9 protein-coding genes are annotated in these 15,344 nt (G+C 44.6%); 4 read left to right on the top strand and 5 right to left on the bottom strand.

Annotated elements, in window-relative coordinates; all coding sequences use genetic code 11:
• Nucleotides 1–81 precede the first annotated feature (81 nt).
• Entirely contained in the window at nt 82–1,383 is a 1,302-nt protein-coding gene (locus tag OW495_RS00625; protein ID WP_102512871.1) for an iron-containing alcohol dehydrogenase, read from the bottom strand.
• Between the two features lie 406 nt (nt 1,384–1,789).
• Here OW495_RS00625 and OW495_RS00620 point away from each other — a divergent pair, with 406 nt between their 5' ends.
• The gene (locus tag OW495_RS00620; RefSeq protein WP_009847069.1) at nt 1,790–2,053 is read left to right on the top strand and encodes a GrxA family glutaredoxin; all 264 of its coding nucleotides are present in this window, start codon (nt 1,790–1,792) and stop codon (nt 2,051–2,053) included.
• 250 nt (nt 2,054–2,303) lie between these two features.
• Nucleotides 2,304–3,986: an aspartate:alanine antiporter gene (locus tag OW495_RS00615; protein ID WP_017111638.1), complete on the top strand. Its 1,683-nt coding sequence runs from the start codon at nt 2,304–2,306 to the stop codon at nt 3,984–3,986.
• Nucleotides 3,987–4,323: 337 nt separating this feature from the next.
• On the opposite strand, the gene fabV is transcribed toward OW495_RS00615, so the two are convergent.
• The 4 genes from fabV to OW495_RS00595 form a co-directional block, all read right to left on the bottom strand.
• The gene (gene fabV / locus OW495_RS00610) at nt 4,324–5,526 is read right to left on the bottom strand and encodes an enoyl-ACP reductase FabV (protein WP_029223635.1); all 1,203 of its coding nucleotides are present in this window, start codon (nt 5,524–5,526) and stop codon (nt 4,324–4,326) included.
• Nucleotides 5,527–5,736: 210 nt separating this feature from the next.
• Entirely contained in the window at nt 5,737–8,019 is a 2,283-nt protein-coding gene (locus OW495_RS00605) for an acyl-CoA dehydrogenase (protein WP_017111637.1), read from the bottom strand.
• Nucleotides 8,020–8,074: 55 nt separating this feature from the next.
• Nucleotides 8,075–8,704: a TetR/AcrR family transcriptional regulator gene (locus OW495_RS00600; protein WP_029223634.1), complete on the bottom strand. Its 630-nt coding sequence runs from the start codon at nt 8,702–8,704 to the stop codon at nt 8,075–8,077.
• Between the two features lie 442 nt (nt 8,705–9,146).
• Complete coding sequence (locus OW495_RS00595; RefSeq protein ID WP_289884394.1) at nt 9,147–12,956, bottom strand: VCBS domain-containing protein; 3,810 nt, start codon at nt 12,954–12,956, stop codon at nt 9,147–9,149.
• Between the two features lie 308 nt (nt 12,957–13,264).
• On the opposite strand from OW495_RS00595, the gene OW495_RS00590 reads away from it, so the two are divergent.
• Nucleotides 13,265–14,572, top strand: a complete 1,308-nt coding sequence (locus tag OW495_RS00590) for a TolC family outer membrane protein (RefSeq protein WP_017111634.1) — start codon at nt 13,265–13,267, stop codon at nt 14,570–14,572.
• Nucleotides 14,572–15,183, top strand: coding sequence for an OmpA family protein (locus OW495_RS00585; RefSeq protein ID WP_289884391.1), 612 nt, complete (start codon nt 14,572–14,574; stop codon nt 15,181–15,183). The genes OW495_RS00590 and OW495_RS00585 overlap by 1 nt, the downstream gene beginning before the upstream one ends.
• Nucleotides 15,184–15,344: the final 161 nt, after the last annotated feature.

The raw sequence follows: 15,344 nt of genomic DNA, 5'->3' as shown, positions 1-15,344 counted from the left end.
GAAACGGAGCCTAGTGCTCCGTTTTTATTTGTCCCGAGTTAGCTTAGCTTTCTCGTTATGTGTGCTTTCTGCTTTCTGCTATTAGATCGTCCAGCTATTACCTTTCTCTACTACATTATTTTCAGACGCATAAGAGTTGATAATGGTAAAACTCGACTCCGTAACCTGTTCTGGGGCACGTTGAGCACCTTGATTCATCGAGGCTGTCTCATGGTATTCACCTCCACAGTCACACTCCTCACAAACCTGCTGAAGAATATGTACAAGCCTCTGTTGATTCAACGGTAAAGGATTTCCTTTTATTGCAACAGACTTAAGCGCGTCACTAGACACCTCATCAAACTGAGCTTCACAGACACCAAACTCCAGTAAGCTTGGAAGCTTTAGCGTGTCCAACACTTCAGATAACCAAGCAATCGCGTCTTCCTCTTTCGCCTCAGAACTTCCCGTAACAATCTGAGCAATTCGTTGATAACGAGCCAGTATGTCACCTCTCTGCTGTTCTCTCGCAACAGCGATGTTTTCCATCATCACAAATGGCGCTAAGCGCGCTGTTATAACACTGTGTGGTGCGGATATCTTGCCACCTAACGCAGAGGCCAATCCATGCGCGGCACCAAGCTTAGCATTGGTAATTGCCATTCCACCGAGCATAGAAGCAAAGGCAAGATCAGAACGAGCTTGTGGCTCATCATAAACGCACGCTTTAACCACAGAGCCACTTAACTTACGTAACCCTTCCTCACAGATCATATCGGTGAGCGAATTAGGCTCACCACACACATAAGCTTCCATTAGATGCGTAAAGGCATCCATGGCTCCACGTCCTGATAAATACAAGTTGGTGCCGTACGTTAAGGTCGGGTCGACAATCGCGACGTCAGCTAGCATGTCTGGACTTCTAAGGCTTATCTTGACTTGATCTTGTCCAGACTTAAGCACCGCATTTTTAGTTACCTCAGCGCCCGTACTCGCCGTTGTAGGAATCGCAATGAACGGCAGTGGTTTAGCCTTGAGTGGTACATTACGCCCAACCACTTCAACATAGTCGTATAAATTACCTTGATTTGGTAAAACAGCAGCTAACGCTTTTCCCATATCAATTGCACTGCCGCCACCCATTGCCACCACCATATCGGGTTTAAATCGCCGAGCAGACGTGGCAGCTTCTTCGACCATTTTGATATTGGGTTCACCGGAAACGGCAATGTGTTGATAACGCATGTTTTGCGCATCTAGGTAATCGGTGACCAGTGAAGTGCGTTCTAAAGTGTTGCCAGTAACCAATAACACGCTGTAGCCGTATTGATTAAAGAGGGACAATGAAGCCTGAAGTGCTCCATCACCAAAGATGATCTTTGTAGGTGTCATAAATTGAAACATGGTGCCTCCTGCGCCTATGACCAAACAAAACTGCGAACTCTTGGTTATTGGAATTTAGCCTTTGTATCGTGCATCACTATTAAGATGCCTCGTTCTGTAGGCGCTTTTTTTGACGAGGTGCAACTTGTGGCATTAAAGATGGATTAAAGTCGTATTTTTAGGGGTAATTCACACTCTCAATTTGTGGGTACTCAACGATGGTGACGGGCAGTTTGCGAGCCCCTTTCTATTTATGGTGAATATTTGCGCTGATAGGTAAAAGCTATCGTATTAAGAGGCAATTCCATCTTTATTTCCCCATAGCATTGAGGCATAGTTGGTTTTAAGAAATTTTGAGTGGCATTCACTAAAGAATAGTTAACATAATAGAGTTAACGAGCCTCATCCCGTATTTAGGAGAAATTAAATGTTTGTAGTTATTTTTGGTCGCCCTGCTTGCCCATTCTGTGTTCGTGCAAAAGAGCATGCTGAAACTCTTAAAGCTAAACGCGATGACTTCAACTACCGTTACGTTGACATCCACGCTGAAGGCATCAGCAAAGCTGACCTAGAGAAGACTGTTGGTAAACCAGTAGATACAGTGCCACAAATCTTCATCGATCAAGACCACATCGGCGGCTGCACAGAATTTGAAGCATACGCAAAAGAAAACCTAGGTCTTTTCGACTAAGCTAAGATTTCTCTTACGAGATCCAAGGCTAAAGCCTAAAACAGCTAACCAATTTAAGCGTTAGACTGTACGATTTATATCAAGCCCGCTCACTGTAGCGGGCTTTTTTTATGACCAGTTTTCGTACGGAATAATAATAAAGTCAAAATCAAGTAAAATAGCAAAATATCGCTTATATTTTATTTATATTTAGATACAATTCACCTCTCAAACTTACCCTGTGTTTCACGCCAATTATTGAGCGACCACTGTGAATATCGACGTTGTTTTTCTGTTAGAACAAAACCCCATTCTCCTCATCTTTGTTGTTTTATCGATTGGATTAGCCATTGGTAAAATTCGTTTCGGTAGCCTCCAACTTGGCAATTCAATCGGTGTTCTGATTACTTCCCTTATCATGGGACATCTTGGTTTTTCGTTTAACGCTGATGCGCTCACGATTGGCTTCATGCTTTTCATCTACTGTGTGGGTATTGAAGCAGGACCAAACTTCTTTGGTATCTTCTTTAGAGACGGTAAGCACTATCTCATTTTGAGCCTTGTGGTGCTCTCTACCGCAATTGCTTTAACGTATTTCAGCAGCCATTACCTCGGACTGGGCTTTGGTTTATCCGCAGGCATGATGGCGGGAGCCTTAACAGCAACGCCGATATTAGTAGGTGCTCAAGATGCTCTGAATTCTGGGCTTGCAGAATTACCAAGAAACATGGATATAGGCCTGATCATCGAAAACCTATCAGTTGGTTATGCGATGGCTTACTTAGTTGGCTTAATCAGCATGATTATGTTTGCTCGCCTTATTCCAAAGCTTCAGAAAGTTAACCTACACGATTCAGCTGAGCAAATCGCCCAAGAGCGTGGCTTAGGTGCTTCCGGGCAACGTAAGGTTTACCTTCCAATCATACGAGCTTACCGAGTAGGACAAGAGCTTATCTCTTGGACTGACGGTAAGAACCTGCGTGAACTGGGTATTTATCGCCAAACAGGCTGTTACATCGAGCGTATTCGTCGTAACGGTATTCTTGCCCACCCTGATGGTGATGCAATCCTGCAAGAAGGCGATGAAATCGCATTGGTTGGTTTCCCTGATAGCCACGCGCGTCTCGACCCAAGCTTCCGTAATGGTAAAGAGGTTTTCGACCGTAACCTCCTCGATCTACGTATCGTGGAAGAAGAGATTGTCGTTAAAAGTGACAGCATCGCAGGTAAGCGCCTGTCAGACTTAAATCTGTCTGAATACGGTTGTTTCCTTAACCGTGTAGTACGTGCTCAAATTGAAATGCCGATGGACTTAAACATCGTGCTTTCTAAAGGTGATGTACTGCAGGTCAGTGGTGAAAAGAGTCGTGTTCACGGTCTAGCTGAGAAAATTGGTTTCATCTCGATCCATAGCCAAATGGCGGATTTGATGGCCTTCTGTAGCTTCTTCATTCTGGGCATTTTGTTTGGTTTGATCACCATGACCTTTGGTCAGGTGTCATTTGGCCTGGGTAATGCAGTCGGGCTGCTTCTATCAGGCATCATGCTTGGCTTCTTAAGAGCGAACCACCCTACTTTCGGTTATGTGCCTCAGGGGGCATTGAACATGGTCAAAGACCTCGGTTTAATGTTCTTTATGGTCGGTATCGGCTTGAGCGCCGGTGGTAAGATGTTTGAACACTTAACGCAAGTAGGCCCTCAGGTCATAGGTATTGCTCTAGTAGTGAGTGTTCTGCCGGTATTCTTCGCTTACTTAGTCGGTGCTTACATATTGAAGATGAACCGTGCTCTGCTATTTGGTGCCATCATTGGCGCGCGAACCTGTGCCCCGGCGATGGACATCGTAAATGACCACGCTCGCTCAACTATCCCAGCTCTGGGTTACGCGGGCACGTACGCGATTGCCAATATATTGATGACCTTAGCAGGTACTTTCATCATCATAATTAGCTAGCTTATTCAGCGTTATCGCGCTTTAGATTAGATATTTTAAATGCACTCATTCATCTTTGGATTAGTGCATTTTTTATGACTTCTTTTCTCTCACTTGTTCTTAGAGCTCTTCGAATCCCATATCTGCTCTTAAACCTTTTCGCATCCCGCCACTCAAGTCCCGCATCCGCTCTTAAATCTCTTCGCATCTCGCGACTCGTATCCCGCACCTGCTCTTAAATCTCTTCGTATCTCGCCACTCGAATCCCGTATCTGTTTTTACTTTTCCATATCTACTTTTAAGATAAAAAAATAGGCGCTCAGTGAGCGCCTATTTCGTTTTGATTCGATTGTTTGAATTAGATGTCAGCTACATCAAATTCAACAGCTGGGTTAACGTCAGCTTCGTAATCAACGCCTTCAACACCGAAACCGAACAGCTTCAAGAACTCTTCTTTGTACTCTACGTAGTCAGTCAGTTCTTTCAGGTTTTCAGTTGTGATTTGAGGCCATAGGTTACGACAATGCTCTTGAATGTCGTCACGAAGTTCTAGGTCGTCTAGACGTAGACGGTTCACTTCGTCAACTTCTGCTGCGCTACCATCTTCTTTGTATAGACGTTGGCTGAACATACGGAAGATCTGTTCCATACAACCTTCGTGAATACCTTCTTCACGCATCTTCTTGAACACCATAGCGATGTAAAGAGGCATAACAGGGATTGCAGAACTTGCTTGAGTCACAACAGACTTAAGAACAGCAACGTTTGCAGTACCGCCAGTTTGGCCTAGTTTTTCGTTTAGCGCTGATGCTGCACGATCTAGATCCATCTTAGCTTTACCTAGCGCGCCATCCCAGTAGATTGGCCACGTTAGCTCAGTACCGATGTAGCTGTAAGCAACAGTCTTACAACCGTCAGCCAGAACACCCGCTTCAGAAAGTGCGTTGATCCAAAGTTCCCAATCTTCACCGCCCATTACAGTAACAGTGTCTTTGATCTCTTCTTCAGTAGCAGGCTCAACGCTTGCTTCGATGATCGCATCTTTGTTTGTATCTACCGCTGTAGATGTGTACGTTTCGCCGATAGGCTTAAGAGCTGAACGAATTACTTCGCCAGTCTCTGGCATTTTACGCACTGGAGACGCCAGTGAGTACACAACCATATCGATCTGACCTAGGTCTTCTTTGATCAGGTCAATTGTTTTCTGTTTTGCTTCGTTAGAGAAAGCATCGCCGTTAAGGCTTTTTGAATACAGGCCTTCTTCTTTAGCTAGCTTGTCGAACGCTGCTGAGTTGTAGAAACCAGCTGTGCCAGTTTTTTTCTCAGTACCGGCTTTCTCGAAGAAAACACCGATAGTAGAAGCGCCGCCACCAAATGCTGCCGCAATACGTGAAGACAAGCCGTAGCCACTTGAAGAGCCAACAACTAGTACACGTTTAGGTGCGTTTGCGATTGGGCCTTGAGCTTTTGTGTAAGCAATTTGTTCTTTTACATTAGCTTCACAACCGACTGGATGTGTTGTAGTACAGATGAATCCGCGAATTCGAGGTTTGATGATCATATTCAACTTCCTTAAAAAATCAGGTTAAGGATAAGAGTTTCGTGCGCAAATGGCATCTAATTTCTGTAAAAATGTGGTGAAAATGCAAGTGGTTGGAGCACTCAACTAATATTTGCTGACTAAGTCGCCATTTGTTAACGCTTCTATTGAGACTTCGACGACAAAAACAAAAAAAGGCACCTTATTAGGTGCCTTTTATCGTTTCTTTATTTAAGCAACGCTATTTAGCTTAGGTTTTAACTCTTTTCGCGTCAAAGTTTCACTAAAGTCATGACTGAAGTGGTCAACTTGAATCGCTGTATAACGAAGTTTATCAGCTGCAACAATTTGGTCGACTTCTTCTTGCGTCAGTACATCAGCAGCAAGTGCTTGTGCCAGTTTATCTGCCAGCAAGCCTTTACGAGCCACTTTGCCTTCTTTCACTGCTTGGAAGATCTTACGCTCCAGAGGCTTAATACTGTACATCGCATTGAAAGCGTTCTCCATAAGGCCAACACTATCATCCTCTTCCTTGCCGATGTAGCAAAGGTGAGTCAGACGTTCACGGTGTGCTCCCGGAGTCATCAAGCTTTCTGCTAGTTGAACTGTTAGGTTATCACTTGGTTTTTCGAAGTGGTTACCTACAGGGAATACTAGGCCTTTTAGCACTTTCCCAACCATCTTGTTCGGGAAGTTACGGTACGCTTCTTGTAGTGACTTAGCCGCATTGTGGAAACAGTGTTGAACCGCGTAGTGTACGTAGTCTAGGTCAGCTTGTTGGCGACCTTCGTCTTCATACTTCTTAAGTGCAGCAGAAGCCATGTATAGGTAACTTAGACCATCACCCAAACGCGCAGAGATAAGCTCTTTACGTTTCAGTTCACCACCTAGCGTCAGCATTGCGAAATCCGCACTGACAGCAAGCGCACGGCTTAAACGAGTCAGGTCTTGGTAGTAAGGTTTAGTTGGGCCGCTCATGTCGGCTTTAATGAACTTAGAGCCAGTCAGTGCTGCACCAAATGCGCCAAACGTGTTTTTAGTTGCGTGTGAGATGTGCTTGAACAACAAGCTATCAAAGTCTTTTGCACCTTGCTTCTCGTCTGGATTCGCTGCCGCTTCCATTTCGCTCAATACGTATGGGTGACAACGTGTCGCACCTTGACCGAAGATCATCAGGTTACGAGTTAGGATGTTCGCACCTTCTACTGTGATAGCAACTGGAATACCTAGGTAAGGCGCAGCCAAATAGTTCATTGGGCCATCTTGAATTGCACGACCTGAATGGATATCCATTGAGTCATTCAGAATAGTACGAGCCATCTCAGTCATGTGATACTTCGCGATTGCCGTTACGATACCCGGCTTCTCTTTCATATCCAGTGAAGTGGTTGTCAGTGTACGAGTCGCTTCTAATAGATACGTTAAGCCACCAATACGGCCTAGGCTCTCTGCAACACCTTCAAATTTACCAATCGACATACCGAACTGCTTACGAACATAAGCGTATGCGCCAGTCGTTTTCGCTGTTAGGTGGCCCATCGCCGTGCCAAGTGCGGGTAAGGAGATACCACGACCTGCAGACAGACATTCCACCAACATACGCCAGCCTTTACCTGCGTAATCTGCGCCACCGATTAACCATTCCATAGGAATAAATACATCGTGACCGCGTGTTGGACCATTCATAAACGCAAGACCAAGTGGATCATGACGCTCACCGATCACAACACCTTCGTGGTCAGCTGGGATAAGCGCACAAGTGATACCAATGTCTTCTTTGTCACCCAGTAGCTTTTCTGGATCGTGCAATTTGAAAGCCAGACCAAGTACCGTCGCCACTGGTGCTAACGTAATGTAACGCTTGTTCCAGTTAAGCTTGATGCCTAGTGTCTCTTTACCTTCGTGCATGCCCATACACACAGTGCCGACATCAGGGATACCACCCGCATCAGAACCCGCTTCAGGGCCTGTTAGTGCGAAACATGGGATATCTGTACCGTCAGCAAGACGTGGTAGCCAGTAGTCTTTTTGATCTTGAGTACCGTAGTGAGACAGTAGCTCACCAGGGCCAAGAGAGTTTGGAACCATTACCGAAACCGCAGTACTGATACTACGCGTTGCAATCTTAGTTACGATTGTAGAGTTGGCGTGCGCCGAAAATTCACGACCACCGTACCCTTTCGCGATAATTAGCGAGAAGAAACGCTCTTTGCGTAAGAAGTTCCAAACTTCCTCTGGGAGGTCTCGGTCTTCTTTTACAATTTTGTGGTCATCAAGCATAGCGAGCAAAGTTTCAAGTTCATTATCCATGAACGATTGCTCTTCTGCTGTCAGCTGAGGTTTTGGGTACTGGTGAAGCTTAGTGAAATCTGGTTTACCAGAAAACAGCTCTCCGTCCCACCACACGCTACCCGCTTCCATCGCTTCTTTCTCGGTGCTAGATAGTGGTGGTAGTACTTTTTTAAAGAGTTTAAAAGCTGGGTCACTTACCCATTTTTGTCTTAGAGAGCTCATAGTTCAGATCCTTTTGTTCACTATATTGTTTGTGAATATTTTGCTTTTTATTGTTTTATTCTTTTGCTGACATGCCAGCGGCCAAAAATGGAATAAGAATATCGACCACTGCCTTCGCATCTATCTTTCTGTCATAGTCATTCTCTGCAATTTCTATTAGAGCTTGGCTAGATGCCATGGTGAATACACAAGTCCCTAGGGTGAAGTGCAATCGCCAAAATAACTGTTCTTGAGTGAGGTTCGGGTTGGCTTTCATTACTGAGCTGGTAAACAGTGTCAGTACTTCGCTGTAGCGAGTTGTAATGAACCAACGCAAGTGACCTTGCACATCCGTATAACCTCGGCCGATGAGTAACATAAATCGGCTCGTACCATTTGGCCTTACATCATTCAGAGCTCTTAGCGGCTGTCTTAAAGACTCAAACACGTCACTCATAGAATACGTTTCGTTCAAGTTTAAGTTCACTAAAGCGTCTTGCAGTGCAGGCATAAATGCTTCTAAGTATCGATTTAACACGGCACGAACCAGAGTCTTCTTATCGCCAAAGTGGTAGTTCACTGAAGCAAGATTGACATTGGCTTTACCCGTAATAGTGCGTAAAGAGGTGTCATTAAAACCGTGCTCAGCAAATAAGCCTTCAGCCACATCTAAGATTTTGTCTTTGGTTGTACTTCTTGGTGCCATTTCAATCACTCGTATTAAACAACTGTTTGAAATATACGCTTAGTACATTTATTTAACAAGCAAGCAACATCACATTTTCACAAATTGGTCGTACCAGTTAATTACTTTATTCACTAACCGATTGAATCGATGCATGTTTACAAAAAAAGGAAAAATTAATGAATTTTCTGGGAACTGAAATAGAAATGTCGGGTCATAAATTAAGTAGAAAACAGAGTATTTAGAAGTTTAACAGGCCGTCAAACTTGTCTCTCCCCTGCTTTCTTAATTACTGCATTTTCCTTATTAACTCCTATACTTGTATCCGCCCAAACCGTGTTGGTTTGGGCTTTTTTTTACCTATGATTCAGACAACTTTTCTTCGGCTACTACTGGGTACAAAAAAGCCCCCGAAACCGAGGGCTTTCATTACGTTAAGTCATAGAACACTTCACGATACCGACTAAGCTGCATCGTTTTTGATAAGTTCTCCCAATATCGCGAGATCACTACCAAGATCAACCGAAGCGCCCATTTCCGTAGCAATCCCTTCTACGACGATCGTTTGAACGTCGCCTCCACCATTGATTGGAATAGACAAAGCAATGTCTTCACCATCAACCGAGACTTCAATCATATCTAGCAATTCTGCCATTTTAGTTTCGTCTTGTGGGTCTTCAATGAGATCATTGAGGTCTATTAAATCACCAGAGCCGTTAGTATAAAGCTCGAAATCTTTAATGATGTCTGTTCCGTTGTCGAGCGCGGAGTCTAACCAAGTAAAGATATTGTCCTCACTATCACCAATCAATAAATCATTGCCAGCAGCAGCAAACAGCGGTTCGTTACTGGCAGCACTGATCACGTTGTATAGCTGTGGTTCTTCAGTATCAATTGTCACCGTTTCGACCGTACTTTCGGCGCCACTTGAATCTACTGCGACATAATCAAACTGAGGATCATCGGTTACCGCCTCGTTGCCTTGGACATAACGTAACTCCCAGCTTCCTCCCGTTGATGAAAGCTCCATTCCAACTATTGGGTTATTTGGTGAGGAATAACTAAATTCATAAAGGAGTTGGCTATTACCAGTGTCACCCGGATCTTTTTGATACTGCTCTGTGTGAGTAGAACCATCAGCGAAGGTATAAAGCACTTCAACATAAACATTACTATTGGTGTTAAACGAACCGCCCAAGCCATCTAAACCAAAATCAATAACATCTAATGGGTTATCCGTAAAATCAAGTATCAACGTCTCCTGTTTGTTCATACCTCTACCATCAGTATCACCAATCCCGTAACCAACATGAGGCTGCTCACCTTGATACTGCTTAAGTGGCTTATCATTATTATCTTCGATAGTTAATGTAATGGTATTGCCGTTGGCTAAGGTGATCAGTCTTTCTGTTGGAGATACCGCCACTCCCCAGTTATAGAAGCCATCTACAAGGTCAGGCATGTCCTCAGGATCGCCACTGAAGCCCATTTCAAACAGCTCTCCAGGCCCGGCAACGAAGCTAATATTGTTTGGAACAAACAGCACACCACTATCCACATCGGACTGTACTATTTCCTTCGTGTTTCCATTTTCATCTGTATAAAGAAGCGTGCCACTGGTTGGCAAGGTATCAATACGAACATTTAGAGGTATCTCATTGTGATCATCTTCTATATCTGAGATGTAGTCAGGCATGCCGCCATCTTCAGAGTCGAACAGAATAGGAATAACGGCGTCGTCATCATTGACCACCACAAAGCTTGTTGCTTCAGGGGCATCATTGACACCATTGATCGTTATCTCGATGACATGTTCAACACCATCAATTGCAGTGACCACATAGTTCTCAATAACGGTGTCGTCGTCACCGAGATATTGAACGGCATCATTATCAACAACATAACTCCATGCGCCCTCAGGGGTGATAGTTAACATCCCCAATGCTAGTGCATAAGTTGAACCTACAGGTGTGAATACACCATTAGGTTTAAAGGCAGGCATATCACTTGTGTCAACATCGGAAATAGTGAGCGTACCCGACGTCATGAGTTCGTTTGTCTCTAAGTCGATATTCAAGTCTTCGGTCACTTCTCCCGTATCCGAATCGCCTTCACCAACGGTGATTTCAGATGGGTCATCCGCACCATTGATGGTAATGGTCACTTCACTTGTGGTTCCGTCAATGGCAGTAACAGTGTAAACCTCGGTAACGGTTTCGTTTTCATCAAGATACTGCACAGCGTCATTGTCGACGGTGTAGGTCCACTCACCGTCAGACGTAATGGTCAGTGTCCCGAGAGGTATCGAATTAGTTGAACCGGAAGGTTTGAACGCACCAGATGGATTAAAGGCAGGATTATCACTGGTATCTAGGTCAATGATAGTCAGCGAGCCTGTTGTTTCAAGAGTGTTCGACTCGTCATCGACATCCACGTCTTCCGTAACACTACCCGTGTCACTGTCACCTCCACCAACCGTAATTTCCGATGGGTCTTCCGCACCGTTGATAATAATCGTTACCTCACTGGTGGTGCCGTCTGTTGCACTCACCGTGTAGATCTCAGTAACAGTTTCGTTATCATCAAGATATTGAACGGCATCATTGTCTACAGTGTAGGTCCACTCACCATCGGACGTAATCGTCAGCTTCCCGAGAGGTATAGCATTAGTTGAGCCGTAAGGTTTGAACGCACCAGATGAATTAAAGGCAGGATTATCACTGGTATCTAGGTCACTGATAGTCAGCGAGCCTGTTGTTTCAAGCGTGTTCGACTCCTCATCGACATCCACATCTTCCGTCACCTCACCCATGTCAGAGTCACCCTCTCCGACGGTAATTTCGGATGGATCATCGGCACCGTTAATGGTGATGGTCACTTCACTGGTAGTGCCGTCTGTTGCACTCACCGTGTAGATTTCAGTAACAATTTCGTTATCATCAAGGTATTGAACGGCATCATTATCGACAGTGTAGGTCCACTCACCATTGGACGTAATAGTCAGCGCCCCGAGCGGTATCGCATTAGTTGAACCCGAGGTGTTAAAAATGCCGTTTGGGTTGAAGGCAGGTGTATCATTGTCATCAACATCGGTAATGGTTAAAGTACCTGACGTCGTTAAGTTATTGCTCTCTTGGTCAACCTCGACATCCTCAGTTACTTCACCTGTATCCGAATCACCCTCTCCTACGATTATGTCAGATGGGTCATCCGCACCGTTAATGGTGACGATCACTTCACTTGCTGTGCCATCATCTGCCGTCACGGTATAAATCTCAGTAACGAACTCATCGTCGTCTAAATACTGAACGTCATCGTTGTTAACGACGTAAGTCCAAGCACCATCAGGGTCGATGGTTAACACGCCTAGTTGTGATTCATTCGTCGAACCTTCAAGGTTAAACTCCCCGTCAGGTAAGAAGGTTGGAGTATCACTGTCTACGTCGGTGATCGTCACTTGTCCAGAGGTGACGAGTTGGTTGGTTAATTCATCGACATCTTCATTCTCAGTCACACTGCCTGTGTCATCTGTGGCTACTGCCGCATCATCAGTACCAATGATGGTAACTGTGATAACTTGCTCGCCTCCATCAGAAGTTTGTACCGTGGTTGTATCTTGAATTTGCTCACCGTCGGCAAGCTCGTCAAATGGACTGTTGGCTACAAAGGTCCAAGTTCCATCCTCATTGACGACAAAACTCCCTAGCCCATTATCCCCTTCCACACCCTTAGCGATAAAGGTTACATCTGGATCCTCAATGGTTAAGGTCCCTGCAGTTTCAATAGGCTCGTCGCTTTCAAACTCAACAACGTTGGCTTCTCCTGACACAAGCGCAAAAGCTATGATGTCAAAAAGAGCAATACTTTGAGTTTCTGACAACCCTTGAGACTCAAGTCCGTCAGTTTCAAAGTTTGTCACAGCTTGAGTTTCAGCCCCGGTACGTTCAATCCTACCGCTGTTGGTTAAACTTGAGCCTTGCTCACCCGCCGCTGTATCAAACTCATCTCCTAATTCCGTTGGATCAAATCCTTCTTCGATAGCACGTTGTACTTGAGCGATTGCATCATCAGTATCTAGCCCATTTTGTTGGCCCTGGTTATCCACAAATAGTGCAGAAACACTTGGCACACTGGTTTCACTAGTATCAAAACTGATGACTACATCACTGGTAGCTGGTTGTTCGCCCGGAGACAAACGTCTAACTTGGCCTTGAGCGTTGAGCACAACACTACCGCTAGCAAGGCCTAGTATGTTTAGGTTGAAGTTTCCCATAGCTAAGTTCCCACTTCCTCTACCCAGAACAAGCCACACACTAGCTCACTCCCAGCTCTGCGTTATGGCTGTCGCATACAGTAAATTTAGTATCGACACTATTGATAATCAACTCACTAAGGTAGGCATGCGTATATCTATTTTTAAATTAGTCAATAGCAATAGCGACTTACCATCAAAAAAAACAAACAAACTTCGCATTTTTTTACAGATGTCCTAAGCTTCTTTAATACAGTCTGTGTCTCAATAAAGCAGAAAATACTGCTACGAGATTGGTCGAAACATATAAAAGTAGAAGGAGAGCTACTTTGAAATTGTTTAAGTTATCCATAGTATGCTGCTTCATTGCAGCGGCCCCAGTCGCCTCTCAAACTTTGGAACAAGCTGTTGCTATCACTTTGGCGACCAATCCTGAGATTAAAAGCATCTTCAATGAGTATGTGAGCGTCAAAAAACGAAATGACGCTGCTGGTGGTGCTTACCGACCGAGTATCGACCTTGATGCAGGTATTGGTTACGAAGGAATAAACCCTGCACCGAACAACGGCCCAGATACAGACCTTACAAGAAAGGAAGCTACAATTTCCCTGACTCAACTGTTATGGGATGGTTCATCAACTCTAAACGACATTGATCGTACCGCCGCAGAAGCAGAATCGGTTCGCTTACAACTGTTAGCGGATGCCGAGGACAAAGCGCTAGAGGTCACCCAGATCTATTTAGACGCAGTAAAAGCCACTGAAGTTTTAGCCCTTTCGGAAAGTAACCTTGCTATCCACAAGAAAATTTATAAAGACATCAAAAAGCGCGCTGTGTCAGGCATAGGCTCAACTGCTGATGTATCGCAGGTAGAAGCTAGGATCGCAAAAGCTCACGGCAACTTGTTAGCCGCACAGAACAATCTAATCGATACCCATACCCAATTTCGAAGAGTGGTCGGTCAAGAACCACTAGGCTTGGTTTACCCAAGAGCCGATATTTCTATGATTCCTTTATCATTAACCGATGCCCTTGTTGATGCTCTAGACAAACACCCAGTCATCAAAGTCGCTGCTGCAGATGTCGATTCAGCGCATTTCCAATACAAACAATCGAAAGGTGTTAACTACCCGACATTCTCTATTGAAGCATCTCAATCATGGCGTGATGATGCCGGTGGCGATGAAGGTTCGAGCCAAGAAACACTGGCAATGCTGAGAATGCGATACAACTTGTACAACGGTGGAACAGACAGCGCTAATTCTGAAGCCGCCGCTTACCAACTGAACAAAGCGAAAGACCTGAGAGATCGTGCTTATCGCCAAGTTGAGGAAGGCCTTCGTCTTTCATGGAGTGCCTTAGATCTAACACTGCAACAAAAGAACTTCTTATCTGATCACGTTGATTCAGCTTCGGAGACCGTTATCGCTTATGAAAAACAATATCGAATAGGTAAACGTACTCTGCTTGATCTACTCAACACCGAGAACGAACTATTTGAAGCCCGTAAAGATTATCTCGATGCGCATTACTCTGAGCAGTACGCTAAATACCGTGTAATGAACGCAACAGGTTCTTTATTGAATGCTCTACTGGTCGACATTCCAGAAGAGTGGACAACGGCCGTGGAGTATTAATGATGAAAATAACTTACTTACTACTTCCCGTATTATCGATGACTTTATTTGCCTGTTCGAGTCAGCAGGAAGACGACTACATCGAGACACCTGAAGCGGAGCAAATTTCTGACCTGCAAGACGATGACAAAGATGGTGTGGTAAACGCACGAGATACCTGCCCTGGTACACCCGAAGGTTCTCAAGTGGATAACGCTGGCTGCGGGGAAACTATTCGTTCGCAAGAAGTCAGACAGTTGAAAATTCTTTTTGCAAACGACTCTTACGAAGTTAACCCGATCTTCTCTGATCAAATCAGCACAATGGCGGAATTTTTAGAAACTTACAAAAGCGCATCAATTGAGATCCAAGGTTATGCAAGTAAAGTCGGCTCCAACGATTACAACTTAGACTTGTCTAAGAAGCGAGCTCACAATGTTGAAGATGAATTATTATCAAACGGTATTGAACCAGACCGAGTAAGAATCGTCGGCTATGGGGAAGAACGTTTAGAAAGTGATGGTGATGACCCGACTTCACATGCGTTAAACCGTAAAGTAACGGCAACTGTAGTCGGTCTAAGCGAACAGATCGTCGAGGAATGGACCATCTTTACTACACTAGAGAAATAGCGTGACATTGTCACAGCAGGTCTTGTGCTTAGGTTAAAGATTGTTTAGTTGAGGATTGTTGGTATGGATATGGAAGGACCCGTTCTGCTATCAAAGAGAGAACAACAAGACTCACTGTAGAAGCACAAGATCAATAAAGCCGTGATAGGGTTACCCATCAC

This window comes from Vibrio sp. 14N.309.X.WAT.E.F5 (assembly GCF_030397615.1).
GTDB classification, from domain to species: Bacteria; Pseudomonadota; Gammaproteobacteria; order Enterobacterales; family Vibrionaceae; genus Vibrio; species Vibrio lentus.
Note: the sequence above shows the minus strand (reverse complement) of the source record. Positions and strands in the feature narration are given on the sequence as shown.

Excerpts from the sequence above, each read along its gene's own strand:
- OW495_RS00625 (WP_102512871.1), bottom strand. The coding sequence starts at position 1,383 with ATGTTTCAATTTATGACACCTACAAAGATCATCTTTGGTGATGGAGCA.
- OW495_RS00620 (WP_009847069.1), top strand. The coding sequence starts at position 1,790 with ATGTTTGTAGTTATTTTTGGTCGCCCTGCTTGCCCATTCTGTGTTCGT.
- OW495_RS00585 (WP_289884391.1), top strand. The coding sequence starts at position 14,572 with ATGATGAAAATAACTTACTTACTACTTCCCGTATTATCGATGACTTTA.
- fabV (WP_029223635.1), bottom strand. The coding sequence starts at position 5,526 with ATGATCATCAAACCTCGAATTCGCGGATTCATCTGTACTACAACACAT.
- OW495_RS00595 (WP_289884394.1), bottom strand. The coding sequence starts at position 12,956 with ATGGGAAACTTCAACCTAAACATACTAGGCCTTGCTAGCGGTAGTGTT.
- OW495_RS00600 (WP_029223634.1), bottom strand. The coding sequence starts at position 8,704 with ATGGCACCAAGAAGTACAACCAAAGACAAAATCTTAGATGTGGCTGAA.
- OW495_RS00605 (WP_017111637.1), bottom strand. The coding sequence starts at position 8,019 with ATGAGCTCTCTAAGACAAAAATGGGTAAGTGACCCAGCTTTTAAACTC.